Genomic DNA, 25,723 nt, shown 5'->3' with positions numbered 1-25,723 from the left:
CAATCGAGGAGCACGTGATGAAGAAGCCCAACGTTCAACGTTTTTCCGGTATTTATGCGGGTCTGCTGGTATCCATGCTGGCCTCGGCACCGGCACTCGCACTGGAAACAGTAGAGCCGGGAAGCCTGACTATCGCGTTCACTGGCGATATGCCGGGGACCGGTTATCAAGACAGCCGGATGGTCGGCTACGACGGTGAAATCCTTCAACAAATATCTGAGAAGCTGGGGTTGAAGGTTAAACCTGCCTTGATGGACTGGGCCGGCACCATCGCCTCAGTACAAGCTAAACGCGTGGATGTGATGGCCGGCACCATGGGCTGGACCGAGCAGCGCGCGAAGATCATGACCGTGAGCGACCCGATTCACTATTTCAAGAACGGGATCACCCAGACCGACAAGACCAACTGGAGCAGCCTCAAAGATTTGCAGGGCAAGAAGGTCGGCACCATCACGGGTTTTTCGTTCATCCCTGAGATGCGCAAGATCGAAGGGCTGCAAGTAGCGTTGTACGACACCTCCGATGCCGCGGTGCGCGATCTCCTCGCCGGGCGCATCGATGCAGTGATTGGCGATCCTCCGGTCATGCAATACGCCATTTTTCGCAACGAGCAGTGGCACCTGCACTTCAACGCTTTCACCGACAACGATCCGAATTTCCCACTGCTGACGGGTCTGGGTCAGGTGGTGTACGGCTTTAATAAAGGGGCCAGTCCACAGCTGGTGGCTGCCGTGAACGAGCAGATCCAGACCCTCTGGAAAAGCTGTGAAATGCGCAAGATCGGTGCCCGCTACGGTCTGACTCAGGATGTCTGGTATGTGCCGGAAGGCAAGGACCTGAGGCTGGGTGTCGACCGCCCGGCGGACTGGAAACTGCCCGGCTGCAAATAAGCGCTTGAGCGGATGAATCGGCCTGATGGCCCGTGCCGATTCATCGCCATGTCTATAACAAAAAGAGGTTAGCCAAGATGTCGACCCCGTCCGAACCTGCATTGCTGCGAGTGCATGACCTACACAAAAGTTATGGTGATCTGGAGGTGCTAAAGGGTATCAACCTGGAGTTGAAAGCCGGTGAAACCCTGTCATTGATCGGCCCCAGCGGGTCGGGAAAGTCCACTTGCCTGCGTTGCATCAATTACCTGGAAAAACCCACTCGAGGCGATATCTGGCTGGGTGACGAGTTGATCGGGCAGATCAAGGACGGTAAACGCATACGTCTGATGAGTGATCGGGAAATGGCTCCGCAGCGACGCGAGATCGCGATGGTGTTCCAGCTCTTCTACCTCTGGCCACATTTGAGCGTACGCGACAACGTCGCACTGGGGCCGATCAAGGCACAGGGTATGCCGCGCGAGCAGGCCTATGAGCTGGCTGATGCCATGTTGGAAAAAGTCCATCTGCGGCACAAGGCCGAGGTCTATCCCGAGCAGTTGTCCGGCGGACAGCAACAGCGGGTCGCTATCGCCCGCGCGTTGGCCCAACAACCTAAAGTCATCCTGTTCGACGAGCCGACCTCGGCGCTGGACCCCGAACTGGTGGGTGAAGTACTGGCCGTGATTCGTGAGCTGGCGCAAGAGGGCCGCACGATGATCATGGTGACCCATGAAGTGCGCTTCGCTCGGGATGTGGCGGATCGGGTGATCTTCATGGACGGCGGACACATTGTCGAGCAAGGGCCTTCGGCGCAGGTAATCGACAACCCAAGCCATGAGCGCACCCGCAGTTTTCTTGGGCGCATGACCATGGAGGGCGCTTGATGGCGAACTTCGAGGTCTTTCTCGGGCTACTGCCTCTGTTGTTGAAAGGCGCGCTCACCGCCCTGGAAATCGCGCTGTGTACCTTGCTGCTGGCGAGTGCCGGAGGGGTAGTACTGGCGGTGTTGCTGACGTTCAGTCGGTCACGGGTGTTGCATGGGGTGATCGGCTGTTTCATTGAGTGGATGCGCAATGTTCCCGCGCTGGCGCATCTGTTCCTGATCTATTTCGGTCTCTCCTACCTTGGCATCAACTTGCCCGCGTGGCTGGCCGCCATCGTTGGCTTGAGTCTGGTGGGCAGCGCGGTGTTGGCCGATATTTTCCGTAGCGGCCTGCAGTCGCTGCATGTCGGTCAGCATGAAGCCGGGTTGGCTGTCGGTTTGAGCCGGATGCAGATTTTGCACTGCATTCTCTTGCCCCAGGCCCTGCGCGTGACGTTGCCTGCGTTCGCCAACTACGTCACGCAATTGGTCAAGGACACGTCCATCGCCTCGGCCATCGCTGTGCCGGAAATAATGTTCCTGGCGCGCAATCTGGTGACCTCCACCTTCCAGACTTCACTGATCTATTTGGCTGTGATGTGCATCTATGCTGCGATGATTTTACCGATCGGAGTGGGATTCATTCGGCTCGAACGTCATTTTGGGAGCGCGCGATGATCAGTTTTTTTCAGCAATACCCGGTGTACTGGAGCGACTGGATCGCTCGCCTATTGCTCGGTGCACGGATCACTGCCGAATTGTCCCTGATGGGGTTCGCTCTGGCGGTCGTGCTGGGGGCGTTATTGGTCTGCGCGATGAGAAGTCCAAGTGTCATCCTAAAACGGTTGGCAACGTTCTTTATTCAGAGCATGCGCGCTGTACCTCTTCTGGCGTTGCTGCTGGCTCTGTATTTCGCGTTGCCCAGCCTGGGGTTGACGTTGTCCGGCTATTGGGCCGGGGCCATCGGTCTGGGTTTGCAGGGTGCCGCTTACGTTGCGGAAATCCTCCGTGGCGGCCTGGATTCGCTGCATCGCGGCCAGCGCGAAGCCGCCATCGCCATCGGACTGACACCACTGAAAGCGTTTACCACCGTCATCCTGCCGCAAGCGATTCGTGGCATGTTGCCGCCACTGCTTAACGCCTACGTGTCGATCCTCAAGGACAGCTCGTTGTGCGCTCTGATCGCCACCGATGAGTTGATGCTGGCGGCGCGAGCCATCGCTTCGGAAACCTTCCTGCCAATGCATGTCTTCCTGCTGGTAGGGCTGTTCTATTTTGTTATCGCTTTCCCTCTTTCAATGCTGTCGCGTGTGCTTGAAAAGCACTTTTCACGCGGGCGCAAAACCGTGCGAGGTTGAACATATGAGCACCATAGATCAAGCTACTTCCCACAGCATTGCCCAGTTGCAGCAGGCGCTGCAGGCTGGATCGCTGACTAGCGAGGCGTTGGTTCGTGCGCAACTGGCGCGCATCGAGCGCTTTGACGAGCAGCTCAATGCCTATGTCGAGGCCTATCCCTCGCGTGCTTTGAACGCGGCCATCGCCGCTGATTGCCAGCGTGCGTCCGGCATACACCTGGGACCGCTACATGGCATTCCTCTGGCGATCAAGGACTTGTTCGAGATCGATGGCCAGGCCATCACGGGTGGATCATTGGCACAGGCACCGCGTGTTTCGAGGTTGACCGCCACTGCAGTGCAACGCCTGGAGCGTGCCGGTGCAATCATTCTTGGCAAGACCCATACCGTCGAATTCGCTTTCGGTGGCTGGGGCACTAACGCGGTGATGGGCACGCCGTGGAACCCGTGGGACCGTAACGTGCATCACGCTCCGGGTGGCTCAAGCAGCGGCTCGGCAGTGGCCGTGGCCAGCGGGTTGGCGAGCGCTGCGTTGGGCACCGATACCGGCGGCTCGGTGCGGATTCCGGCGGGCATGTGCGGCTTGGTCGGGCTGAAAACCACGCGTGGGCTTATCAGTCGCCATGGCTTGATCGAACTGTGTCCTTCGCTGGATTCGGTAGGGCCTATCACCCACACCGTTGAAGATGCGGCGTGGATGTTGGATGCACTGCTGGGCCCGGACCCGCTGGATCCGGTTTCGGCCCAGGCACCTGTATTCAGCGCCGCTGCCGGTCTCAATCAGCCGGTAGCCGGTTTGCGCATCTGGGTGTTGCCACAGGCCGAACGAGCGCATGTCGCTCCCGGGGTGCTGAAGGCTTACGATTTGGGGCTCAAGCAGTTGGCCGCGTTGGGCATGCAACTGATCGAACAACCGCTACCCACGTCGTTGGAGCAGTGCATGCGCATCGCTGGTGGGCTGATGAGCGCAGAAGGTTATGCCAGCCTGGGTAGCTTGTTCGAGCGCGACGATCTGCGTTTCGACCCCCATGTTCAACGTCGCGTACTCAGTGGTCGCGACATCGACGCAGCGTCGTATATCCAGTTGCACAATCAGCGCCGCGCCGCTCGGCACGCCATGCAGGAGGCCATGACCAACATAGACGCATGCGCTTTCCCGACCAACGCTATTGGCAGTGTGCCGTTGGATGAGGTCGATGAATATGGCACGCCACTGGCCTTGTTGGGGCGGTTCGCCAACTTGCTGAACCTATGTTCGGTGGCGCTGCCCATCGGGCTCGATGAAAAGTGCATGCCGGTCTCGATGCAGATTGTGGGTCGGGCATTCGACGAACCGCTGATTCTGCGCATCGGCCATGCCTATCAACAGGTCAGCGATTGGCACACGCTACGGCCTGAGGGCTGGGAGCTGGCGGACAACGCGGTTGCATGATGGATACAACTGCTTGATATGTCCTTGGGTATCACCCTGCCAACGCTCCAAGTTAAAGTAGGATTAGAAAGTGTCAGCTATAAATCTTCATGCAGGTCAAGTCATATGTGGCGTCTGTTAATCAATACCCTAAAGGCAATACAGTGGGGTATGACCGAACAGTGACACTGAGTCGTGATTCAAAGCTTGCGAATATTCCAGTGGGCTACTCTGATGGCGATCGTCGAGCGTTTACCAATAAAGGCGTTGTCCTTATAGATGGGCAGCGTGCTCCAGTGGTAGGAAAGGTCTCCATGAATACACTCATGGTGGACGTGACAGATATCCCTGCTGCGCGCGCTGGCGATCAAGTGGTGCTCTTCGGTAAACAAGGCGACAGTGAGATTACCCAGAGTGAACTTGAAGAACTCTGTGGAACATTGCTGGTGGACCTTGCTACCGTTTGGGGGAGTAGCAATCCCAAAGCCCTGGTGGCGGATAAAGCCTGCGACTAACCAGTGAGGGTGCTAGTCGCTACTGCGGTGGTAACGCTCACACAGTAACGACTTTTGGCAGTGACGCTCGCTGGTCACTGCCGACCCGTGACGACTAAAACGGTGCTGACGTTCAAGGCTGTTTTATTCTCCAGAGCCTTGAAGCAGCCAAGGCGACCAAACAGGTCAATTTGATAGGGCTGCTCAACCCGACTTTACGGGGATGGACGCTCAGCTGAAGCTACTGCACCGGATCACTCACCGGCTTGGCAATAATGGCCTTGAGTTCGCTGGTCATCGGGAACTCCAGGTTCAAGCCTTTAGGCGGAATCGGCTGTTCGAACCAGCGCTGGTAGATCCCGTTGATTTCCCCGGAGCTGTACAGCTCGCCCAGCGACGAGTTCACCAGCGCGAGGAACTGCGGATCATCTTTGCGTACCATGCAGCTGTAGATTTCCCGCGACTACTCTTCCCCGACCACCACCCACTTGTGCGGATCGCGGGCCTTGGCGCGTTCGCCGTAGAGCAGCGCATCGTCCATGTAGAACGCCACCGCCCGACCGGACTGCAACATCTGGAAGGCTTCACCGTGGTCCTTGGCGCTGATCACGAACATGTCGATCTTGTGATCGACGTTGTAGCTTTTCAGATAGCGTTCGTTGGTGGTGCCGGCGGTGGTTACCACATTCTTGCCGCGCAGATCGGCGAAACTCTTGATCCCGCTGTCATTGGCCGTCAGCAATTGACCTTTGACATAGATAAACCCATAGGAAAACGCCACCTGCTTTTGTCGCTCTGCGGTAACGCCGGTCGAGCCGCACTCCAGGTCAACGGTACCGTTCTGCACCAGCGGAATGCGGGTTTGCGATGTCACCAGGTTGTACTTCACCTTGAGGTTTGGCAACGCCAGCTTCTGCTGCACCCGCTCGACGATCTTGCTCGCCAGGTCTACCGAGTAGCCCATGGGTTGTCCCGAGTGATCGCCCACGTAGGAGAACGGCACTGAAGCATCGCGATAGCCCAGGGTGATGCTATTGGCGCTGGCAATCTTGCTCAAGGTAGGACCCAGCGATGCTTCGTCAGCATGAGCCTGAGTACCTAGCAACAGGCCCAAGGTGCAGCCGATCAACGTGATTTTTTGCATTGTTATTCTCCGTTGTGGGTGAGGGTTGGTTTAGCGCCGTGCCGCGATAACGGTTATTTCCACCCGCACCTGCGGACGCGCCAGTTCGGCCTGCAAGGTGGTGCGACTTGGTGCCTGGCCGGGCGACAACCAGGCAGACCAGACGTCATTCATTGCTGCGAAATCTTCGCCGATGTCCTTCAGGTAAATGGTCGCGCTGAGCAGATGATTCTTGTCGCTGCCCGCCTCGGCCAACAATGCGTCGATTTTTTCCAGTACTTGGCTAGTTTGGCCGCCGACATCGGTGGCGTCGCCCGGCACCTGGCCGGAGAGAAACACCAGGTCGCCAAAGGTCACGGCACCGGACAAGCGTGGATTGGGCTGGATACGGTTAATGGTCATCGGGTGGTCCTTTTAAGGAGTAAGCGTTCAAGCCGCACGGGGCGTAAAACCCTGCAGGTCGATGGAGGGGCGGCGCTGGCCGATCAGTTCACTGAGCAATCGAGCACTGGCGCAGGCCAGGGTGAAGCCCAGCGCGCCATGGCCGAGGTTCAGCCACAAGTTGCGATACGCCGTTACGCCCAGCAGCGGCACGCCGCTGGGGGTCGCCGGACGCATGCCGGCCCATTCAATGGCCTGGTCGTAGTCGCCGGCATTGGCGAAAGTATCGCGCGCCTGGCGTTTGATCAGGGCCAGGCGCTTGGGGTCCAGCGACGGATCGAAACCGACAATGTCGACCATCGCCGCCACCCGCAACTGCTCACCGATCCGGGCGTAGACGATCTTGCGGTCGTAGTCGGTGATGCTCAGGTCCGGTGCCCGATGCTGGGCGCCGATCGGTACCGTCAGGCTATAACCCTTGAGGGGATACAGCGGCAGGTTGACTCCGGGCAGTGCCAACAACGGACTGCGATGGCCGGCCGCAATGACCAACTGCTCCACCGGCAGCACTTCGTCGCCCAGTTCAATCGCACTCACCGCGCCATGGGCATGGCGAATTCCGGTTACGGCCTGGCCCAGACGGAACTCGCAACGTCCCGACGCCTGCAAGCGCGCCGCCAGTTGCTGGCAAAAGCCGTGGCAATCACCGACTTCTTCATCCGGGGTATAAATGGCGCCGACAAAGGGCGCCTCCGCCAGCGCCGGGTCCAGACGGGCGCAGTCGGCGTGCGACAGCACCTGTTGCTGCCGGGGGGCGGCAAGGCTGTTGCGGGCATGTTCGAAGCTGCTGGCCTGGCGAAAGGTCACCAGCTTGCCGTTGCGCCGCCAGTGGAATCCGCCCAAGGCATCCTCTTCACGCCAGGTTTGCAAAGTGGACTGGCTCAACAGCGCGAGGCGCAATAGATGGGCCGCGTTGGCGCGGTTGACCGAGGAGCGGCAAGCACCAAGGAAAGATGCCATCCACCGCCACTGTGCAGGATCGAAGCGCGGGCGCAGTTTCAGCGGGGAGTCACCGCGCAGCATCCAGCCAATGGCCTGCAATGGCACACCGGCGTCGGCCAGGGGCGCTACGTAGCGATAGGACAACTGGCCGCCGTTGGCGAAGCTGGTTTCACTGCCCAGCGACTCGCGAGCCTCGACCAGCGTCACGTCAACGCCATCGCGCACCAGTGCGTAAGCCGTCGCCAGGCCAATGACGCCACCGCCGATGATGCATACATGCTGAGCCATGTCAGTCCTTAATCGTTGTAGAGACGAACCCGAGGTTAGAGCCAGGTGACAGGCGTCGAACAATGAATAAAGATGGCTAACCCATAAACAAAGGTTATGGACTTGCCATGCGCCTTCGCCATATCGAGATTTTCCAGGCCATCCGCCAGACCGGCTCGGTCAGCGGTGCCGCGCAGCTGCTGCACGTTTCCCAGCCTGCCGTGACCAAGGTGCTGCAACACGCCGAGCAGCAATTGGGCTTCCCGTTGTTTCTGCGGGTGCGCGGTAAACTGCAGGCCACGCCCGAAGCGCTGGAGCTGGAGCGCGAGGTCGACAAGGTCACGGAGAGCCTGCAAGGGGTGCGACGCCTGGCGCAAAGCCTGCGCCGTGAGCCGGGCCATAGCCTGCGGATCGGTGCGACCCCGGCACTGGCCCTGTCGCTGCTGCCGCCGACCATTCATGAGTGGACCCAGCGTTATCCGGACATCGCTTGCGAGCTGTCCAGCGCCCACAGTCGCGAACTGGTGCAGAACCTGCTGATGCGTGAAATTGATGTCGCCCTGACTCTGCAACAGCCTGATCACCCCGCGCTCAAGGCCCAGGCGCTGGCCAGCGGGGTGTTGGTGGCGTTGGCACCGGCAGGTTATTGGCCGCAGGAAGATGAAGGCAAGCCGCTGCCGTTGATGGCCCTGGCCGATGCGCCCTTGATCGGGCTGTCCAGCACCGACCCGCTTTCGGCCCGCCTCGACAGCTACCTCAAGGCGGTAGAGCCGCCGCCACGGGTGAGCATCGCGGTGCAAACCTATTCACTGGCCAGGGCGATGGTCGAATCCGGTGCAGGGCTGGCGGTGATCGACCCCTTCACCGCCCTTGGCGCGTCGCCTGGGGCTACCGCCATTCGTCCCCTGGCCCCAGCGCTGCCGATCACCCTGTACGCAGTGACCCGCACTGCCGAACCGCCGCCGCATACACTGAGCGAGCTGCTGATGATCTTCAGCAGTCGTGCGCAAGGACAATTGGATTGTTGGCGCTGATTGAGAACTGACCCAGAAACGGGTGAATCAAGCCTTCAGTGACGCTCCGTATCACAGGGTGGACGACGCTGCGACCGAGAGCTCGGCAGAGTGGCGGGCGAAGCCCCGGGAAGTCAGCGGAGGGTTCGGGGCAGGAGCGGGTGAGCACGCTGTACGCGATTTGGCCAGGGGGCCTAACTGCCTGAGTCTTTGAGGAAAAGGGCGTTTGGTAAAACGACAGGACGCTCGATCTCCCCTCTTGCAAATCGCGGGGGAATGTCGAGCGTTCGACGGGATACAAGCATCGCTGGAGGTTAGCTTGTATTAATCGGAGATTGTTCATTAGCGATGTGCCCGCGCGAGGCCGACTGGCTCACCGGCATTGCCCCACAAACCCTCAAACCTGAAATGGTTTTTAAATTTCTGTGCCTGCCTCTCATCTCTAAAATCATCGTTTTTTTGAAATCACACCACCCATGTATTCATTTAAATCGCGTAGATCTTTAATCCTCCAAGCGTACGGCGATAGCTTTACGCCATTCTCTCGCAAAGTTCTTGGAATCAAGTCTCCATTTGGACGAAGTATTATCGATGACACAATTACGCCCGGATAATCATTTAATCGTTTTTTGAAAGCGGATGTTGTTAGATCAGGTGTAGGAGGATTGCTTTTATTAGCCAATGGCCCTGTTGCTTTGAGATCTACTCCGTGGCACATGGTGCATCGCTGTAAATAGAGATTTTTTCCATTAACATTATCCGCGAAGGATAGTGATGTTTGAATCAGCGATACAATTCCTAGCGAAGCGATGAATAACACTTTCATTGTTTCTATCTTCCTTGATCGGATCAGCGTCGACTGGACGCGATTTGGTGCGCAGGAAAGATATCAGCCATCGTGTCCGCACGCACCGTCATTTCTGATGCCCATTGAATCAACTCGTCTTCCAGGCGCATCCGCTGACCGCTTCTGGCCGTTTTCTGCCGAACATGGTTGCAAAGCGTGCTGCTCAAATCCGATGCAATCGGTGGTCAGAACGAATGCAAATGACTGGTCAGGTCGATGCAAACGGGTGTTCAAGTGGAGTGCAATTTCGCATTCTCCACTGGGCGCCTTTATGCAAGGCATCCAAGCCTATAAAGTAGCCCCTCCAAACAAGGAGGATGGAACAGTGCTCACCAACATTGAGCTGCTGGACGAACTGCTTCAGCGCTATGCCGGACACCTCGGCAATGACTTCACCGGATACCGAAATCATGTGTACCGAGTCATCAACTTTTGTTGCTCGCTTAGTACGCTGGACGCTGTGAATCTAGAAAAGATAGTTTTGGCCGGGGTATTTCATGATCTTGGTATATGGACGGCCAAGACGTTTGATTATTTGCCCCCGTCAGAGCAATTGGCAGAAGATTTCCTTCAGGAAATCGACAAGCTGGATTGGGCGCAAGAAATTATCTTGATCATTCGCAACCACCATAAAATAACTCGGTCCCATAGCGATCCACAGAACCTTGCAGAGGTATTTCGCAAAGCCGATTGGATCGACGTCTCCCGCGGTGCGGTTGCTTTTGGACTCTCACGACAGAAGCGACGTGAGATATTCTCGGCCTTTCCAGATGCAGGATTTCACATTCGCTTAGTTCAGCTTTCGCTCAAACGACTGCTAACAAACCCACTGAGCCCACTGCCAATGATACGGCTCTGAATTTAGTGAGCCCACCCAGGCTGTGGTGATCACAATGCTTCCAGACATTGAGCGCTTTTTTTGGGGGGGCCGCCCATACAGGAGCACCCATACCACATAAATATAGGAATACCGACTTGCAAGAGTATGGGAGCGCCCGTAATACTTCGCGGATGGAATTTAAAGAAAGACTCAAAATCGCCCGTCGCCATGCCGGTCTGAACCAGACCGAGCTTGCCGAGCGCGCCGGCCTCACGCAGACATCAATATCCGACCTTGAGCGCGGCAAATCGAAGGCGACGGCCTTTGCTGCTCAGATTGCTTCGGTCTGTGGTGTCTCCCCTATGTGGCTCGCTGAAGGCAGTGGCGACATGCTTAAAGGTGTTGCAGTAGCCGCTGAGCGCACTCAACCAAACGTGGCAATGTCAGACATTGAGGCATGGGATGACGAAACCCCGCTCGATGACGACGAGGTTTACGTGCCATTTCTCCAGGAAGTGGAGTTAGCAGCGGGCTCCGGCCGATTCGCGATTGCCGAAAGCGCCAGCGCCAGGCTGCGCTTCTTTAAGAAAGACCTTCGCCACAACAACGTTCAGTTCAGCAATGCGAAGTGCGTGGCGGTGAGTGGCAATAGCATGCTGCCGGTGCTGCGCGACGGCGCCACGGTTGGCGTCAACGTCGGCAAGAACACGTTGAGCGATATCGTCGACGGCGAGATGTACGCGATCAACCACCACGGCCAGCTAAGGGTCAAACAGGTATACCGCACACCCACCGGAATTCGCCTGCGAAGCTTTAACCGAGACGAGCATCCGGACGAGGACTACACGTTCCAGCAAATCCAGGAGCAGCAGATTTCGATTCTGGGGCATGTGTTCTGGTGGGCGATGTATTCGCGTTGAAGGAATGGTATTTCAAATGGAAGTGAAGGTACGCCTGCCACAGATTGCCGGCCTTTTGCTGGCAGCACTCCTTTCGGGCTGCAGCAGCGCACCGAAGGAAAAAACGGAATTCGAGAAGCAAATTGACTCGGCGCCGATGCCCACCACTGAGGCTGATCGGCTGGAGCAATGCGAATATCTCAGCGACCTGCTTTATTTTGAAATGCAGGATATTGCCGGCTTGAACGGGTTTTCTGCTGCTTTCAAGCCTTTTGACCCTTCGAAATCCCAAGCACTTATCCGGCGCATGGATTCGATACGCTGCACCAAAGCAGAAAGTCGGAATTGGCTCCAACGTGCAGTCTTAGCAAAATAGATCAAATACACGCGCTGCTGAACGCCGTTCCTCGATGCCTGGGCGAGCTTGAGGCGTTCGTCGTACTGCGCGTGGCTGCACTCCCAAGAAGAATTTCAGCGCATCCAATCTCACCAAATACAGACCCCCTCTCACCATAAGAATGTGGGGGCGGCGGAATTATGGGAATACCCATTGACACGAATTACGGGAATACCTATATTTCAATTCAAGCCAACGCATCACTGGCCTAGCAGCACCAAACGTAAGGCTCAACTGAGCAAAGGGTGACATCAAATGAAATAGGGAAATGACCATGACCGTAGACATCAGCAACTACACAATCGCTACACCGCTTCCAATCTCCGACACCAACCCGATCGCGCTTGAATTGATCGGCTGGCGGGCACTGCTTGAATGCCCGGAAGTTGTTTCGATGCTTCCAGATGGCTCGCTGCAAATGACGGCGCCGACGCTCGGTGCTTCGAGCAAGAGCACCCTGCGGACGCGCTGCGAGTGGAAAGAGCCAGGCTATTGGTTGTTCGCCAGCGCTGCTGACCACTGGAACCGACAAGAAATGCGAGTCACGAAGGTCAACTCGCTGCAGAAGGTTGTGATCAGCCAGATTCATGTTCAGGGTTCGGAAAGGCCACCTGTAAAAGTGTTTTGGAACAAAGGCCGAATCACGATGGGATTTCGATCGAGCTATCTCCAGGAAGACCCGGTGAACACGACGATTCTGGAAGACGTGCCACTCGGTGCACTTTTCAAAATCAACATTCACGCCAATTCGAGCGGCGCTGTATCCGTCTCGGCGAGCTGTAATGGCGTCAAATCCACCTCTGCAATCATGCGCCTCGACAACACCTGGGACACGAAAACTCTCGCCTTCCACGGCGGTGTGTACAACCAGATCGATTACTCCGACACCACTGACCCGCAAGACGGTTCGGTCTGCATCATCAGCGACCTTTCCATCACCCACCTCTGAAATCGCGTATTTCGTGCGAGCATGACAACCAGCGTCACGTCAGCCTGACGATAACTGCCCGCCCCTCTCAATGAGAGCGCATCGGAGTGTGATCTGTAGCAAAGCAGGCACCTGACCGGTAATCAGGCCAGCCACTGAGTACGCCGGGCAGAGACCGGCGCAGGCAGAGCCAGAGGTGACGACCTCGCGCAGATCACCCCGATGCGTACGGCACGGATGAGTGCAGCCGAGTAGATATCCGAGCGAAATGCTCAACACGTCTCGAACTAAACAGACCACAAAAAGACTGCCCGGATGGGTCAATCATCACGACCTTGAAACCGCAAACGGTATTGCCCCGGGCTCTCCCCCGTCCATTTTTTGAAGGCGCGGTGAAACGCACTCGGCTCCTGAAACCCCAACTGTTCGGCAATATCGCTGATGTTCGCCTTAGTCTGGCGCAACCGTTCAAACGCCACCCCGCGCCGCACTTCATCCTTGATTTCCTGATACGAACAGCCTTCACGTCCCAGTTTCCGGCGAAAGGTACTGGGGCTCAGATGCTGTTCCAGGGCGAAGTCCTGCAAGGTCGGCCATTCGCTGTAATGGCTATGGCGCAGGCGCTGATGAACCTGCGATGCCAGCCCATGCTGGTTGCGGAAGCGGATCACCAGCCATTGCGGTGCGGTGCGCAAAAACACTTTCAGCGAAGCAAGGTCCTGAACCACCGGCAGCCGCAAGTAGTGACTGGCGAACTCGATTTCGGTGTGTTCGGTGCCAAAGGTCAGGTTGGGGCCCCAGAGCAAGGCGTCATCACGCAGCGACAAACGCTGATGACGAAAGTCCGCACGATCGATGGGAATTCGCCGCCCGCCCAGCCAACACAGCAGACTGATCATCAACACCAGAAACGTTTCTTCGCCCAGCCGGCTGACCTCGCTGTTCTGCGAGCGGGTCTGCAAGCTGATGACCGCACGCTTGCCACGCACACTCAACGTGCCGCGAAAATCACGCAGGAACAAGGCGAAATTGGCCAGGCACTGACGCATGGCTTTTTCCAGCGTCGGCTCCTGAATCAATGCCCGACAGATCAAGGCAAAACTGCCCGGCGGCATACCATGGGAGTCCAACTGGAAAAATTCATCGTTCAACTCACGAATCTGCGCCAGCCACAACGCGGCGAAAGCCGTGGCCGGCACCCGTGCTGTCGGCTGATCCATCAGTGCCGGATCAATTCCCACCTGTTCAAGGAGTGACCGCAGACGCTGCGGCTTCTCACGCAACGCATGGATCATGGGATACATGAAGTAAACCGCCACCGAATCCGTTTCCCGCATTTGAATGCCTCTCTCGTTACATCTGAACATGGCAAAAAACGCCATCACCCTTGAACAGTTTTGGCATAGGCCAGCGGCGCTGCTGATTCTAGACTCGTGCTCAACAAAAAAGACCTGTTCAAGAGAGCCAACATGAACCATTCCGATATTTTTGTAGTGAGCGCTGTCCGCTCTGCCATCGGCAGCTTTGGCGGTTCACTCAAGGATGTACCGCCTATTCAGTTGGCAACCGATGTTTGCCGCGCAGCTATCGAACGATCTGGCCTGGCGCCCGAGCACATCGGTCATGCGGTGATGGGACATGTGATCCCGACCGAGGCACGCGATGCCTACATCTCCCGGGTCGTAGCGATGAATGCCGGTCTGCCGAAAGAGACCCCGGCCTTCAACGTCAACCGCCTTTGCGGCTCGGGTTTACAAGCGATTGTCAGTGCCGCGCAAAGTTTGATGCTGGGGGATGCGGGCGCTGCGCTGGCGGGTGGCGTCGAGTCCATGAGCCGAGGCGCATACCTGTTGCCGCAGGCGCGCTGGGGCGCACGAATGGGCGACATGCAGGCCGTCGACTACATGCTTGGGGCACTGCAAGATCCGTTTGCCGGTTTCCACATGGGGATCACCGCTGAAAATATCGCCGAGCACTATGGCATCACACGTCAGGTCCAGGATGAGTTGGCGCTTCTCAGCCAACAGCGTGCTGCCCGGGCGATTGCCGAGGGGCGTTTTTCCGGGCAGATCGTGCCGATTGAAGTCGCGACCCGCAAAGGGACGGTTTCGTTTGCGACGGATGAGCATGTACGGGCTGAGGTCAACGTCGAGCAATTGAGCCGCATGAAACCGGCGTTCAAAAAGGACGGTACCGTCACCGCCGGCAACGCGTCTGGTCTCAATGATGGTGCCGGCGCACTGATCATGGCCACCGGCCAAACTGTTCAGGATCAGGGCCTCAAGCCCATGGCTCGATTGGTGGGTTATGCCCACGCAGGCGTTGAGCCCTCAATGATGGGGCTGGGACCGATTCCCGCCACCCGTTTGGTGCTCAAGCGTGCCGGCCTGACCGTTGCCGACCTTGACGTGATCGAGTCCAACGAAGCCTTCGCCGCCCAGGCCTGTGCCGTAGCGCAAGAGCTGGGCTTCGATCCGCAGAAGGTCAACCCCAACGGTTCGGGCATCTCGCTGGGCCATCCGGTGGGCGCCACTGGCGCGATCATCGCCACCAAAGCCATTCATGAACTGCACCGCTGTCAGGGCCGTTATGCCCTGGCGACCATGTGCATCGGTGGCGGCCAAGGCATCGCCGTGTTGTTCGAACGGGTTTGATCACAGGGACATACGCATGAACCTACAGAATATTGGCGTTATCGGCGCCGGCACCATGGGCAATGGCATCGCGCAAGTCTGCGCCTTGGCCGGCTTCAACGTAACCTTGATCGACATTTCCGAGAGTGCTCTGCAAAAGGCAATCGCGACCGTCGATAAAAATCTCGATCGCCAGATCGCCAAAGACACGCTCACGCTTGAGCAAAAGCTCGCTGCCCTCGACAAGATTCGCACCAGCACTGATTACGGCAGCCTGCTGAACGCGCAACTGGTGATCGAAGCCGCCACCGAAAACCTCGATCTGAAACTGCGCGTGTTGCAACAGATCGCCGCGCAGGTCAGCGCCGAGTGCGTGATCGCTTCCAACACGTCGTCGCTGTCCATTACCCAACTGGCAGCCAGCGTGAGCCAGCCTGAGCGTTTCATCGGCCTGCACTTTTTCAACCCGGTGCCGGTGATGGGCCTGATCGAAGTGATTCGTGGCCTGCAAACCAGCGATGCTACTCACGCCCTGGCGTTGGACATGGCAAAGACCCTCGGCAAGACCGCGATCACCGCGGGCAACCGTCCGGGATTCGTGGTCAACCGGATTCTGGTGCCGATGATCAATGAAGCGATCCTGGTGTTTCAGGAAGGCCTGGCCAGCGCCGAAGACATCGACGCCGGCATGCGCCTGGGTTGCAACCAGCCGATCGGGCCACTGGCTCTGGCGGATCTGATCGGTCTGGACACGGTGCTGGCCATTCTTGAAGCGTTTTACGACGGCTTCAATGACAGCAAATATCGCCCTGCACCGCTGCTCAAGGAAATGGTCGCCGCTGGTTACCTGGGGCGCAAAACGGGACGTGGCTTCCATGCCTATGCCTGAGCGTTGCTCACGGTTTGCCGAGTACCGGGGCAAGGTGCTGGAGCTGTTTGCCAGCAAGGGTTTCGGTCAGGTCGGCATGCGTGAGCTGGCGACGAGCCTGGGGCTCACTCCAGGCTCGTTGTATCACCATTACCCCAGCAAACAGCACTTGCTGCTCGACTTGATCGAGGAGTTCTACGAGGAGCTATTGGCAACCTTGGGGCGCCTTGAGCAACAGGCGCCGGCAAAACGCGACAGGCTCAACAGCCTGATCCGCGCCCACCAAAATCTGCACCAGGAAATGCCCTGGCATTTTCGACTGGCGGAGCGCGACAGTGGCTGCCTCAACGAGGAGCAGCAGGAACAGGTTCGCCACTTGCGCGAGCAATACGAACGCAAATTGCTGCTGATGCTCGGAGCCAAACCCCGCGTGAGCGAACCGGCGCAACGGGCCGCAGGTCGAGCCATTGCAGCCTTGCTCAACAGCGCGCCCAGTTGGCTGATGCACTATTCGCTGGATGAACAAGAGCGCGATAATTTGATGGAAAACATGGTGAGTGGCGCCATCGAGCGATTATTGGCGCCAAAGACGCGTAATTGGGTGACGACTGCCAACGCGGGCGACAGTACGAAGCAGCCCACTACGAAATAAGCGGCTCTTCCTTGAACTGTACCGCCAGCCGATTCCGTACGACAAAGCCCCGATTATTCGGGGCTTTGTCATTTCTGGGGATACCTGCTGAGTGAGCCGGCAGACGTCGGAACAGTCGAGGGCTGCGGTCTTTTAACCCTCCAGCGCCCTTTGTTTACTGGGTGACTACAATCTTCCCGATCATCTGCGGGTGCAGCGCACAAAAATACTCGAACTCTCCCGGCGTATTGAACACCCAGGAAAAACTGTCATTCGTATCCAGCGCCCCCGAGCGAAACACCTTGTGGGTTTCTGCCACCGTGTGCGGAATCTGGTCGTCATTCACCCACGTCACTTTGGTGCCCACGGCCACGGTCAAATCCTTGGGTGCAAACATGAACTCCTTGATATCGATCTTCACCTCCTGAGCCCACGCCGGCATCGACAGCATCAGGCACACCACCGCCAACAGTCGCGTTTTCATCTGACCGCCCTCCCCTAGACCAGTGTCGAATCAATCAGCGCCAGCGGATGATCGCCCTGTGTCGCTCGCACATCGGTGATCCCCAGATAATTGCGCAATTGATCGGCGGCCACCGTCATCGGCCCCGGTGCCGGCGCCGCACCCGGTGCAGGTTGTGGGTAAGCCGTGCCACGGGCGGTGTGGAAGGTGATGTTGCCTTCGACTTTCTGGATAACCTGATGGATGTGCCCGTTCAATACCGTCACTGAACCGTACTTGCGCAGCATCGCAATCGCCTGATCACCATCCTCGGTGCCCCAGCCCCACGGCTGATAAATCGTCCACAGCGGAATGTGGGTAAACACGACGATGGGTGTACTGGTCTTCACTGCCCGCAAATCATCGGCCAGCCAGGCCAGTTGATCGGCCCCAAGGGTGGCTTCGTGACCGGCCTGGAAGTTGAAGACGTTTACCAGTGCGATGAAATGCACCCCGTGGTCATCGAAGCTGTACCAGCCGTTGCCTTTGGTGCCCTTGCCGTATCGCTCCAGGTAAAGCTTGCCGCCGCCCTCATCGAGGGTGTCGTGTTCACCTGGCACGTAATGCACGGTGGAAGGCAGGCCCTTGAGCAACTGTGCCGCCGTGTCGAACTCCTCAGGCTTGGACAGGTGCGTAATGTCGCCGGTATGCAGAATCAGCGACGGCGGTTTTGGCAGCTTGATGACCTTGTCGATCGCCACCTGCAATGTCTTTGCCGGCTCCGGGTTGGCTTCCTTGTTGAAGCCGATGTGCGAGTCGCTGATCTGCACGAAGTGAAACGTGCTGGCCAGTGCCTTGGGGTCGGCGACGTTGCCTGCCTCATCCAGCGCAAAGGCCCGGGGAATGCCGCCGCTCAGGGCCCAGATGACCCCTGCCCCGGCCCACGCCGAGCACTTGAGCAGCGTTCGGCGGTCAGGGTTCAGCAAGTCGTCGGTGTGCACTGGGGGGGGTGATTGAATGTCCATCGGTATGTCCTCGCAAGCGGACTACAGTGATGTAGCTGACACGAGGTAAACCTTGCGGGACGAGTGTTTATTCCGCGTTGGAAAACAAATTCTTTTCAGGGAATAAAAGACCACGCATCACGGTTATAGGGGTGTGACAGTGCGGAAGCCACTATGAAGCGATTTGAGGACCTGATTGCGCCCCATCTGGACGCCGCTTACAACCTCGCGCGCTGGCTCACTGGCAACGACGCCGCGGCACGCGATGTCGTGCAGGAAAGCGCCCTGCGCGCCTTCAGGTTTTTGCAGCGTTTCGCCGATGGCAACGCCAAGGCCTGGTTTCTGACCATCGTGCGCAATGAAAGCTACACCTGGCTCAAAGCCTCGGCCGGGCGCCATTGGGTTGCTTTCGATGACGACATTGGCGATGACGAAGGGGCGCTGAGCCACAGCCAGACCCCGGAATTGCTGGCTATTCACACGGAAAACGCGGCGCTGATCCAGCAAGCGCTGTGCGCCCTGCCGCCGGTGTTTCGTGAGGTGATTGTGCTGAAAGAACTCGAAGACATGCCTTACAAGGACATCGCTTTGGTGGTCGATATCCCCATCGGCACCGTCATGTCGAGACTGGCCCGGGGGCGCGCGATGCTCAAGCTCGAATTACTGAAGTTGCACGATCATGAATGAACTCGACTGCACGGTTTGCCAGACACGGCTGCATGGTTATCTGGATCAGGAACTCGATCCTGCGACGGCTGCGGATGTGGCTGCGCATCTGGCCGCATGCGCCGAGTGCGCGCGGCTGCATGATGAAGTGAAACTGCTGAAGGTCAGTGTGAAGCGCCAGGCGCCGTATTACCCGGCGCCGGCATCGTTAGCGGCCGGCGTGTTTGCCACGGGTGCTCCCGCGACTCGCGCCGTCGAGCGCTGGCGGAAATGGTTCGCTCCGACGTTTTCTACGGCGGCGCTGGCCTTGGCAGCGGTGCTTTATGTGATTACGCCGGGCAGCGAGCAACCGCTGATGGACGAGGCTGTCTCCAGCCATGTCCGCTCGTTGATGGGCGAGCATCTGAACGATGTGGTGTCCTCCGACCGCCACACCGTGAAGCCCTGGTTCACCGGCAAACTCGACTTCTCGCCGCCGGTATTCGATTACTCGGCGCAGGGGTTTCCATTACTGGGCGGGCGGCTGGATTATCTGCAACACCAGACCACGGCAGCCCTGAGTTACGGGAGGGCCAAACACATCATCAATGTGTTTATCCTGCCTGTGCCGGAGGCAGACAAGCCGCGGCAGACCCAGACGATTCGTGGCTTTAACGTGGTGTCCTGGCAAACCAATCACATGCGCTTCGTGCTGGTTTCCGATGTGGAAAAAAGTGAGCTGGAGGCGTTCAGCCAGTTGCTCAGGGACGGTGCCTGAAGGGAGCACGGTTTCGCGTGAGCCGTCATTCTCTCTGTCGAGAACAATCAAAAATGGGTGCTCGCCCAACCAAGGCCTAGCACTCCGTGCTTGGTAAAGAGCCGAAGCTGGGTGAGCGGTGAGAACTCTATCCAGAGTTGCGCCCTGTGTCCCGAACACAATTCTGAATAAACCTGAACAGCCTGCGTCCGGCATAATCAGGTTTTACTCACTGCCAGTGCGCGACCACTCATCATCCATAGCGCCTGCTGTGCTGGCGACTATCCACGCCACTGCACAAGCCACTAGCGAAAACGCGGCAAAAGCCCCCATCACATGCAAGTAAGGCAGCACGTGATTCCACGCTCGAGCCACCCCCAGGAATGCGGCAAATAACCAGCCACTCATGGAGAGCGCACCCAACAGTGCAAGGCGATTACGGGCGCAGCTGTGTAACAAGACAAAGGGCGCCTTCTGCAGCAGTGGGAAACCGATCCGATGCAACAAAGCGCCGTTGAGGCTAAGCAGTGCGACGACACTCACCTTGGCCCAGAGCTTTTGATTGAGCAGATACGTGGTCCCCTCATAGAGGTAACCCTGGAGCACCAGCAGCAAGCCACTTCCCCAAAGAGCCAATAGCGCGAGCGTGACGATTTTTTGAGTCTCGTCGAGATACTCACGTTGCACCTGGCTCAACACATCCCTGCGCCAGCTCCATAGCTTTTGATCTGCCTGTAGCACCCTCCCCAGAGCAATACAGGTGGCAATCAGATGACCGTACACGAGTAGCATTTTGAGCATTACCTGAACCTTATTTTTATGTGGGCAATGCACTCCCTCGCACCCTTGATTTGAAACTAAATGATACAGATTCATATTTGTATCGAGCAAGTTACAAACTCAACCATCCATCCGAAGCCGCCTGCCCTCTCGCACGTTTGCGGTGTTGCGCTGTTCCTTGAGCAACGCCCGAATACGAAAACGCCGCTCAATGAGCGGCGCTGGAGAATCCCGGTTCGCAACAATGACGAGCGGAATCTAATCCGACGTCAGCGGTTGCCTGGAGCGACTCGGCGCGATGGCCGACTTCTCCCCGGTGTCGCGATGCAACAAGGCAACGTTGTAGTCATAGCGGGATATCAACGGCACCGGCTCGTCGTTGCGGGACATCTTGAGCCATTGTCTTGTGCGCTCGATGTCAAAGGATTCGTTCCTGCCCTTCATGCTTTTAATCAGGTTGGCCGAGACCCTGAAGCGTCCACATCCAGCCGAGCATGCAACTTCTGACCAGTCTTCAGCCACATGAACAGTGTTAGAGACAGCGTGACAAATTAAGCACTTCATGTTCGATCTCCGTATCCATGAATTACCAACTGTAGACGATCCACGAACAAAGAACTCAGCGCCCAAAAAAACCGGATCAGTCCATCGCGCCGCCAAGTGACAGCCTGGCCAGGTGACCTGTCAAAGGGGCGATAAGTGAAGAGCCCGGCGCAATGGCCGGGCTCCGTTTTATCTTCTGTTTTCAAGCATCTTGTCGGCAAGCGCTCTGGCCCTTTGAATCAGCATGTTTTGCCTGTCTTCGTGGGTGGTTTCTCCTACCACCGGTGCCGTCAGATGGCTTTCGGCAATCAGCGCAGCACAGAAATATTGGTCCCAAACAGTGCTTTGCTCCGACGCCTGTCTAATCGTTTGGTCGGCGATCATATGCGGCTCCTTTTGATGAGGTAGCCTTTTCAGTTTACGCCCGAATCACCAACAACCTACGTTGCGCAGGACAGTCGGCACTGCCAATCGCTGGCGACAAATCGTTTCCTCGACTAGGATTTTTATCGCACAGGACTTCGCCCACTGTGTTGTCGGGCGACTCACAAGGGAGAGATAGATGACGCCTACTCGTATTACCGAGCAAACCTATCGTGGCTGGTCCAGCCCCATCTTGCTTGAACTCAAGGAGAGAGAACATCAACTGGATCCTTCGGCACGCCAGGCCCTGCGAAATGTCCTGGTCGAGAGAAGGCTTATAAACACTGGCAATCCTTCTGGCAGTGATCGGCGCAAGGCTGATCCGGCCGGGTAACAACTGGTTTTAGCAATAGCGCTTACCCACCTCATCACCGACGCTGCTGGCGCTCTGCCGGCAGCGTGCTTGTAAGCCATCCCTAAATGCCAGACAAAAAAAAGCCCAGGCAGCTGATGGACGCCTGGGCTTTAAAAATGCATAAACCGTGGTGGTGAACGCGGGGCAATATTACCCAATCAATTGATCTGTAACAAGATATTTTAATTCACTATCCAGTTACTAAATCTCGTAACTCATTAAATATCCACACTATTTTTGAGTCATCTACTGAAGAAGCCGTTACAGACAATCCCGAACAGCCTGGCGCAACGCTCCTGACTTGGCCCATGGCGGCCCTTGGTAAAGCGATACCCGGCTGCCATCCTTCGACTTCACGATATCCAGAATTTCGTCAGCTGTGATGACGCTCGGTGCAGTAATCCGATAGCCATTGGAAATCGCGGTTTGCGTCGTTCCCGCAATCTCCTGACGCCACAATGGCAATACACACCCGGCATATTCCTTGGGCGCCTTATCGCTGTATTTGCTGACATTGGGCTCACCGGGCACCAGGGATGCGGGCAATGAACAGCCCGCCAACGCAGCCACCGCTACTCCCGCTATCAACATCCGCATGATGCTTCTCTATCCTGAAAAACGGGAAATGTAGCCTGTACTTGGGCAGACATCCAGCAAACGCTGGGGTTACGCCGCTATAAAGGAGCTTTCTTATACAGAGGCTTCTATACAGAGGCCTCGCCCTGCCCCGGATCGACCCCCGAGCCAGAATCGGTATACGAACTCGCATTCAGATACTTCATCCACCGCTCGTACGCTTCATGCTGCCATTTCGTGACCCGTTCCCATTCCGGCCCACTGAACTGATGGGCTGAAATCAACTTCATCATTTCCGTGGTGGCCGCATCCAGGTCCGCGATCAGTTCATGCGCATGGTGTCTGAAATCATCAGTCGCCGTCATTTGAGATACCTCGCCCCAGCGAATAGATCACTACCTCCATACGACAGCAGAGTTGTCCACTCCCGTTGATTTTCCCGACCAGCGGAATACCTCCCATCCCTACCCCTTCACGCACACCACCTGTCGCAACGTGTGCAGCACTTCCACCAGATCACGCTGGGCGTGCATGACTTTGTCGATGTCCTTGTAGGCCATCGGGATCTCATCGATGACCGCCGCGTCCTTGCGGCATTCCACATGGGCGGTCGCGCGGATCTGGTCGGCGACGGTGAAGGTGTTCTTGGCTTTGGTGCGGCTCATGGTGCGACCGGCGCCGTGGCTGCAGGAACAGAACGATTGCTCGTTGCCGAGGCCGCGAACGATGAAGCTTTTGGCCCCCATGGAACCGGGAATGATCCCCAGCTCGCCCTTCTTCGCCGACACCGCGCCTTTGCGGGTGACCAGGATGTCTTCGCCGAAATGCCGCTCTTTCTGCACGTAATTGTGGTGGCAGTTCACAGCCTCCAGCGCAACTTCGAAAGGTTTGCGGATCACCTGCCGCACCGCATGAATCACCGCTTGCATCATCAAGGCACGGTTCTGCCGGGCGAAGTCCTGAGCCCAGCCCACCGCTTCGACGTAGTCATCGAAGTGCCGGCTGCCTTCCTTGAAGTAGGCCAGGTCACGGTCCGGCAGGTTGGCGATGTGCTGGCGCATGTCCGCCTGGGCCAATTGAATGAACAGCGTACCGATGGCATTGCCAACGCCGCGAGAACCGCTGTGCAGCATGAACCAGACGCGATTGGCCTCGTCCAGGCAGACCTCGATGAAGTGGTTGCCGGTACCGAGGGTACCCAGGTGATGGCGGTTGTTGGTGCTGGCGAGTTTCGGGTACTTGTCGGTGATCGCCTTGAACCGTGGGTTCAGCGCTGCCCAGGCCTGATCGGCCTGCTGTGGAACACGCTCCCAGGCGCCTTCATCACGGCGGCCATGGCTCAACGTGCGGCCATGGGGCACGGCCTTTTCAATGGCAGTGCGCAGGCCGTGCAGGTTGTCCGGCAAGTCGGCAGCGGTCAGCGAGGTGCGCGAGGCGATCATGCCGCAGCCGATGTCCACGCCCACGGCCGCCGGAATGATCGCGCCCACGGTGGGGATCACGCTGCCGATGGTGGAGCCTTTGCCCAGGTGCACGTCCGGCATCACCGCCAGGTGCTTGAAGATGAACGGCATCTTCGCGGTATTGATCAGTTGCTGCCGGGCTTCGCTTTCAACCGGCACGCCTTCGGTCCAGAGTTTGATTGGCTTGCCGTTGGCGACTTCCAGCAGTTGGTAGGCAGGTTGTTGCATGATGTCGACTCTCTTTGGATCAGACGAACATAACGCTCCATCGAGGTAAATGGGATTACTATTTCGTAGCGGGGGATTGCAGGAGGTCATCATGTGGCTTAACGAATATGAACAGCAACTACGGCGCGACCTGCAAGGTGTGGCGTCGGACCTGAGGTGGTCGGCGGTAGAACTTTTGCGCATCGCAGAGCAGTTGCGCCTGGCCGGCAATGATGTGGACGCAGAGGCGACGCTCAGGCTGTGCTCCTTGTTCCAGGGCGATGAAGAGCGTCTGGCGGGCTATGCTGAAGAGGTGAAAGCAAAAACCATCACTCGAACGAAAGCTCACTAGAGAGCGCTGCCATGAACAAGCCTCTATGCGCGCTGATCGCCGTGCTGGCGGCGACAGGTGGCTGCAACACCGAATCACAAATTTACCGGGACCAGCCGCTGGTGGCCAAGGTCGAAGCCGGCATGACCAAGGATCAGGTCGAGCAGATTGGCGGCAAGCCGCTATCGATCACCGATCGCACGGTGGAGCCAGGCACTTGCTTCGATTACAAACTGACCCAGGCCGGCAATCAGCAGCCGTATAGCGTCAGTTTTGATGGCAGGGGCCAGGTCGACCATAAAGCCTTCATGACCTGCGCCGAGTGGAGTCGTGTCCAACGAAAAGCCAGAGAGTATTCCCCGTCCACGGGCGGGATGGGTGGTGGTTACTGACCTGTAGCAGCTGCCGAGCTTGCGAGGCTGCGTTCGGTGTGGGCCGCATTCGGACGAAGCCGTCGCAAATCCTGCAAATGAGGTGTACCTGATACACCGCGCCGTATGATTTCACGACTGCTTCGCAGCCGAACGCAGCCTCGCGGGCTCGGCAGCTGCTACAAGCGGGTACAAGCCCCGGCGTACCGGGGCTTCAGGCGCACTATTTGTCTGATTTGTGGCTACGCGATGATCTGCCCGACCGGGCTCTGTAGGCGGGAAGCGCAGCCGCATAGGCCAGTGCTTCTTCTCGGCTGCCAAAGGATCCAAGCCGGTCACCTTTGGTGCACACCCGCCACGGGCCACTGTTCACGCTGAGTACGTCATAGCCGTTCATGTGCATTTTGGTCAGCATCGGAACGCTCATAATTCACCTCCATTTCGGCAGTGATAGTCCAGAGTCCACTTATTACCTTACACCCGACCTTCACTGAAGTGCCGACCAGACGTCGCGTCAGGATTCCGGCATCCCATTGCACTTTCAACCGCCCTTTCGACTCTAACCCTTGAAGCAGACACGTCTGCGGATTGCGGTCTGAATATTGCATTTTTATGACTGTTTTATGACAACCGGCAGTCAGGTAATCCATGAAAGTACGCGCAACCGTCATTTGCGAGCAGGATCGGCACATTCTCCTGGTGCGCAAACCCAGGGGGCGCTGGACCTTGCCGGGCGGAAAAATCGAGCCTGGCGAAACCATCGCGGGCGCGGCCACAAGAGAACTTTATGAAGAAACCGGGCTAGGGGTCGATGGCCTCCTGTATCTGATGGAGCTGGAAACGATCAGCACCCGGCATCATGTCTACGAGGCATCAGTCATAAACGTGGCCGAGGCGCGGCCGCAGAATGAAATCATCGATTGCATCTGGTACCCGCTGGACGCCGTCCAGAACCTGAACACAAGCGACGCCACACTCAGAATCGTCAGAGCGTTTCAGCGTCGCTTGTAGCTCATCGCA

General features: G+C 57.5%; 32 protein-coding genes and 2 pseudogenes. 20 read left to right on the top strand and 14 right to left on the bottom strand.

Translation table 11 applies throughout. From position 1 onward, the window contains the following. The first annotated feature begins 17 nt into the window (after window positions 1-17). The 6 genes and pseudogenes from AF70_RS11950 to AF70_RS11925 form a co-directional block, all read left to right on the top strand. Entirely contained in the window at window positions 18-890 is an 873-nt protein-coding gene (locus tag AF70_RS11950; RefSeq protein ID WP_019582762.1) for an ABC transporter substrate-binding protein, read from the top strand. Between the two features lie 77 nt (window positions 891-967). After that, complete coding sequence (locus AF70_RS11945; protein WP_028940988.1) at window positions 968-1,756, top strand: amino acid ABC transporter ATP-binding protein; 789 nt, start codon at window positions 968-970, stop codon at window positions 1,754-1,756. Further along, complete coding sequence (locus AF70_RS11940) at window positions 1,756-2,412, top strand: amino acid ABC transporter permease (protein ID WP_019582764.1); 657 nt, start codon at window positions 1,756-1,758, stop codon at window positions 2,410-2,412. Before AF70_RS11945 ends, AF70_RS11940 begins: the two co-directional genes overlap by 1 nt. Continuing rightward, the gene (locus AF70_RS11935) at window positions 2,409-3,092 is read left to right on the top strand and encodes an amino acid ABC transporter permease (protein ID WP_028940989.1); all 684 of its coding nucleotides are present in this window, start codon (window positions 2,409-2,411) and stop codon (window positions 3,090-3,092) included. The genes AF70_RS11940 and AF70_RS11935 overlap by 4 nt, the downstream gene beginning before the upstream one ends. A 4-nt stretch (window positions 3,093-3,096) precedes the next feature. Next, window positions 3,097-4,524: an amidase gene (locus AF70_RS11930; RefSeq protein WP_028940990.1), complete on the top strand. Its 1,428-nt coding sequence runs from the start codon at window positions 3,097-3,099 to the stop codon at window positions 4,522-4,524. A gap of 89 nt (window positions 4,525-4,613) precedes the next feature. Beyond that, window positions 4,614-5,018 (top strand): annotated as a pseudogene (locus tag AF70_RS11925) (alanine racemase C-terminal domain-containing protein); the annotation flags it as partial. 220 nt (window positions 5,019-5,238) lie between these two features. Here the strand turns inward: AF70_RS11925 and AF70_RS11920 are convergent. From AF70_RS11920 to AF70_RS11910, 3 genes and pseudogenes are all read right to left on the bottom strand, one after another. Further along, window positions 5,239-6,141, bottom strand: a pseudogene (locus tag AF70_RS11920) (transporter substrate-binding domain-containing protein). 30 nt (window positions 6,142-6,171) lie between these two features. After that, window positions 6,172-6,522, bottom strand: coding sequence for a RidA family protein (locus AF70_RS11915; protein WP_028940992.1), 351 nt, complete (start codon window positions 6,520-6,522; stop codon window positions 6,172-6,174). A gap of 27 nt (window positions 6,523-6,549) precedes the next feature. Continuing rightward, window positions 6,550-7,791, bottom strand: a complete 1,242-nt coding sequence (locus AF70_RS11910; RefSeq protein WP_028940993.1) for a D-amino acid dehydrogenase — start codon at window positions 7,789-7,791, stop codon at window positions 6,550-6,552. Window positions 7,792-7,898: 107 nt separating this feature from the next. Here AF70_RS11910 and AF70_RS11905 point away from each other — a divergent pair, with 107 nt between their 5' ends. Next, a complete protein-coding gene (locus tag AF70_RS11905; RefSeq protein ID WP_019582771.1) occupies window positions 7,899-8,804 on the top strand; it encodes a LysR family transcriptional regulator in 906 nt (301 codons plus the stop codon). Window positions 8,805-9,231: 427 nt separating this feature from the next. Here AF70_RS11905 and AF70_RS11900 read toward each other — a convergent pair whose 3' ends face one another. Then, window positions 9,232-9,609: a c-type cytochrome gene (locus AF70_RS11900; RefSeq protein WP_081791081.1), complete on the bottom strand. Its 378-nt coding sequence runs from the start codon at window positions 9,607-9,609 to the stop codon at window positions 9,232-9,234. Here AF70_RS11900 and AF70_RS11895 point away from each other — a divergent pair. The 4 genes from AF70_RS11895 to AF70_RS11880 all read left to right on the top strand — a co-directional run bounded on the left by AF70_RS11895 (window position 9,593) and on the right by AF70_RS11880 (window position 12,695). Beyond that, window positions 9,593-10,489, top strand: a complete 897-nt coding sequence (locus AF70_RS11895; RefSeq protein WP_230172049.1) for an HD domain-containing protein — start codon at window positions 9,593-9,595, stop codon at window positions 10,487-10,489. The genes AF70_RS11900 and AF70_RS11895 overlap by 17 nt on opposite strands. A 152-nt stretch (window positions 10,490-10,641) precedes the next feature. Then, window positions 10,642-11,370, top strand: coding sequence for a helix-turn-helix transcriptional regulator (locus AF70_RS11890; RefSeq protein WP_019582773.1), 729 nt, complete (start codon window positions 10,642-10,644; stop codon window positions 11,368-11,370). Window positions 11,371-11,386: 16 nt separating this feature from the next. Then, window positions 11,387-11,725, top strand: coding sequence for a hypothetical protein (locus AF70_RS11885; protein WP_019582774.1), 339 nt, complete (start codon window positions 11,387-11,389; stop codon window positions 11,723-11,725). Window positions 11,726-12,020: 295 nt separating this feature from the next. Beyond that, the gene (locus tag AF70_RS11880) at window positions 12,021-12,695 is read left to right on the top strand and encodes a polysaccharide lyase family 7 protein (protein WP_026286569.1); all 675 of its coding nucleotides are present in this window, start codon (window positions 12,021-12,023) and stop codon (window positions 12,693-12,695) included. 299 nt (window positions 12,696-12,994) lie between these two features. On the opposite strand, the gene AF70_RS11875 is transcribed toward AF70_RS11880, so the two are convergent. Continuing rightward, on the bottom strand, window positions 12,995-14,011 hold the full coding sequence (locus AF70_RS11875) for an AraC family transcriptional regulator (RefSeq protein WP_019582775.1): 1,017 nt from the start codon (window positions 14,009-14,011) through the stop codon (window positions 12,995-12,997). Between the two features lie 132 nt (window positions 14,012-14,143). On the opposite strand from AF70_RS11875, the gene AF70_RS11870 reads away from it, so the two are divergent. The 3 genes from AF70_RS11870 to AF70_RS11860 are packed head-to-tail and all read left to right on the top strand — an operon-like array spanning window position 14,144 to window position 16,827. Next, complete coding sequence (locus AF70_RS11870) at window positions 14,144-15,328, top strand: acetyl-CoA C-acyltransferase family protein (RefSeq protein WP_028940994.1); 1,185 nt, start codon at window positions 14,144-14,146, stop codon at window positions 15,326-15,328. Window positions 15,329-15,344: 16 nt separating this feature from the next. Beyond that, entirely contained in the window at window positions 15,345-16,196 is an 852-nt protein-coding gene (locus AF70_RS11865) for a 3-hydroxybutyryl-CoA dehydrogenase (protein ID WP_028940995.1), read from the top strand. Beyond that, window positions 16,183-16,827, top strand: coding sequence for a TetR/AcrR family transcriptional regulator (locus tag AF70_RS11860; protein ID WP_050438322.1), 645 nt, complete (start codon window positions 16,183-16,185; stop codon window positions 16,825-16,827). The genes AF70_RS11865 and AF70_RS11860 overlap by 14 nt, the downstream gene beginning before the upstream one ends. A gap of 154 nt (window positions 16,828-16,981) precedes the next feature. Here AF70_RS11860 and AF70_RS11855 read toward each other — a convergent pair whose 3' ends face one another. After that, complete coding sequence (locus AF70_RS11855; RefSeq protein ID WP_007941931.1) at window positions 16,982-17,290, bottom strand: cupredoxin family copper-binding protein; 309 nt, start codon at window positions 17,288-17,290, stop codon at window positions 16,982-16,984. Window positions 17,291-17,304: 14 nt separating this feature from the next. Further along, window positions 17,305-18,273, bottom strand: coding sequence for a metallophosphoesterase (locus AF70_RS11850; protein ID WP_028940996.1), 969 nt, complete (start codon window positions 18,271-18,273; stop codon window positions 17,305-17,307). 153 nt (window positions 18,274-18,426) lie between these two features. Between AF70_RS11850 and AF70_RS11845 the strand changes: the two genes are divergently transcribed. Together AF70_RS11845 and AF70_RS11840 are read left to right on the top strand one after the other, a co-directional pair. Further along, window positions 18,427-18,939, top strand: coding sequence for a sigma-70 family RNA polymerase sigma factor (locus tag AF70_RS11845; protein WP_007941935.1), 513 nt, complete (start codon window positions 18,427-18,429; stop codon window positions 18,937-18,939). Then, window positions 18,932-19,675: an anti-sigma factor gene (locus AF70_RS11840; protein ID WP_028940997.1), complete on the top strand. Its 744-nt coding sequence runs from the start codon at window positions 18,932-18,934 to the stop codon at window positions 19,673-19,675. The genes AF70_RS11845 and AF70_RS11840 overlap by 8 nt, the downstream gene beginning before the upstream one ends. 204 nt (window positions 19,676-19,879) lie before the next feature. Here the strand turns inward: AF70_RS11840 and AF70_RS11835 are convergent, their stop codons facing one another. From AF70_RS11835 to AF70_RS11825, 3 genes are all read right to left on the bottom strand, one after another. Then, window positions 19,880-20,455, bottom strand: coding sequence for a hypothetical protein (locus AF70_RS11835; RefSeq protein ID WP_019582781.1), 576 nt, complete (start codon window positions 20,453-20,455; stop codon window positions 19,880-19,882). A 237-nt stretch (window positions 20,456-20,692) separates the two neighbouring features. After that, window positions 20,693-20,878, bottom strand: a complete 186-nt coding sequence (locus AF70_RS11830; protein ID WP_169342478.1) for a hypothetical protein — start codon at window positions 20,876-20,878, stop codon at window positions 20,693-20,695. Between the two features lie 288 nt (window positions 20,879-21,166). Then, window positions 21,167-21,361 (bottom strand): hypothetical protein, encoded by a 195-nt coding sequence (locus AF70_RS11825; protein ID WP_028940998.1) that lies wholly within the window; start codon window positions 21,359-21,361, stop codon window positions 21,167-21,169. Between the two features lie 178 nt (window positions 21,362-21,539). On the opposite strand from AF70_RS11825, the gene AF70_RS29810 reads away from it, so the two are divergent. Beyond that, on the top strand, window positions 21,540-21,734 hold the full coding sequence (locus AF70_RS29810) for a hypothetical protein (protein ID WP_081625797.1): 195 nt from the start codon (window positions 21,540-21,542) through the stop codon (window positions 21,732-21,734). Between the two features lie 282 nt (window positions 21,735-22,016). Here AF70_RS29810 and AF70_RS11820 read toward each other — a convergent pair whose 3' ends face one another. The 3 genes from AF70_RS11820 to AF70_RS11810 all read right to left on the bottom strand — a co-directional run bounded on the left by AF70_RS11820 (window position 22,017) and on the right by AF70_RS11810 (window position 24,022). After that, window positions 22,017-22,352 (bottom strand): hypothetical protein, encoded by a 336-nt coding sequence (locus AF70_RS11820; RefSeq protein WP_018927983.1) that lies wholly within the window; start codon window positions 22,350-22,352, stop codon window positions 22,017-22,019. Window positions 22,353-22,459: 107 nt separating this feature from the next. Beyond that, window positions 22,460-22,696 (bottom strand): hypothetical protein, encoded by a 237-nt coding sequence (locus AF70_RS11815; RefSeq protein ID WP_028940999.1) that lies wholly within the window; start codon window positions 22,694-22,696, stop codon window positions 22,460-22,462. A 99-nt stretch (window positions 22,697-22,795) separates the two neighbouring features. Further along, a complete protein-coding gene (locus AF70_RS11810) occupies window positions 22,796-24,022 on the bottom strand; it encodes an RtcB family protein (protein WP_028941000.1) in 1,227 nt (408 codons plus the stop codon). 91 nt (window positions 24,023-24,113) lie between these two features. Here AF70_RS11810 and AF70_RS11805 point away from each other — a divergent pair, with 91 nt between their 5' ends. Then, entirely contained in the window at window positions 24,114-24,353 is a 240-nt protein-coding gene (locus AF70_RS11805; protein WP_019582784.1) for a hypothetical protein, read from the top strand. Between the two features lie 11 nt (window positions 24,354-24,364). Continuing rightward, window positions 24,365-24,724: an osmotically-inducible lipoprotein OsmE gene (gene osmE / locus AF70_RS11800; protein WP_019582785.1), complete on the top strand. Its 360-nt coding sequence runs from the start codon at window positions 24,365-24,367 to the stop codon at window positions 24,722-24,724. A gap of 202 nt (window positions 24,725-24,926) precedes the next feature. On the opposite strand, the gene AF70_RS29805 is transcribed toward osmE, so the two are convergent. Further along, window positions 24,927-25,130 carry a hypothetical protein gene (locus tag AF70_RS29805; RefSeq protein WP_007941550.1) on the bottom strand — a complete coding sequence of 68 codons (204 nt, stop codon included), beginning with the start codon at window positions 25,128-25,130 and terminating at the stop codon, window positions 24,927-24,929. Between the two features lie 221 nt (window positions 25,131-25,351). Between AF70_RS29805 and AF70_RS11790 the strand changes: the two genes are divergently transcribed. After that, window positions 25,352-25,714, top strand: a complete 363-nt coding sequence (locus AF70_RS11790; protein WP_019582786.1) for an NUDIX hydrolase — start codon at window positions 25,352-25,354, stop codon at window positions 25,712-25,714. Window positions 25,715-25,723: the final 9 nt, after the last annotated feature.

The sequence above is a fragment of the Pseudomonas sp. KD5 genome (assembly GCF_012932895.1).
Classification (GTDB): Bacteria; Pseudomonadota; Gammaproteobacteria; order Pseudomonadales; family Pseudomonadaceae; genus Aquipseudomonas.
This window is presented reverse-complemented; position numbering and strand designations above follow the sequence as displayed.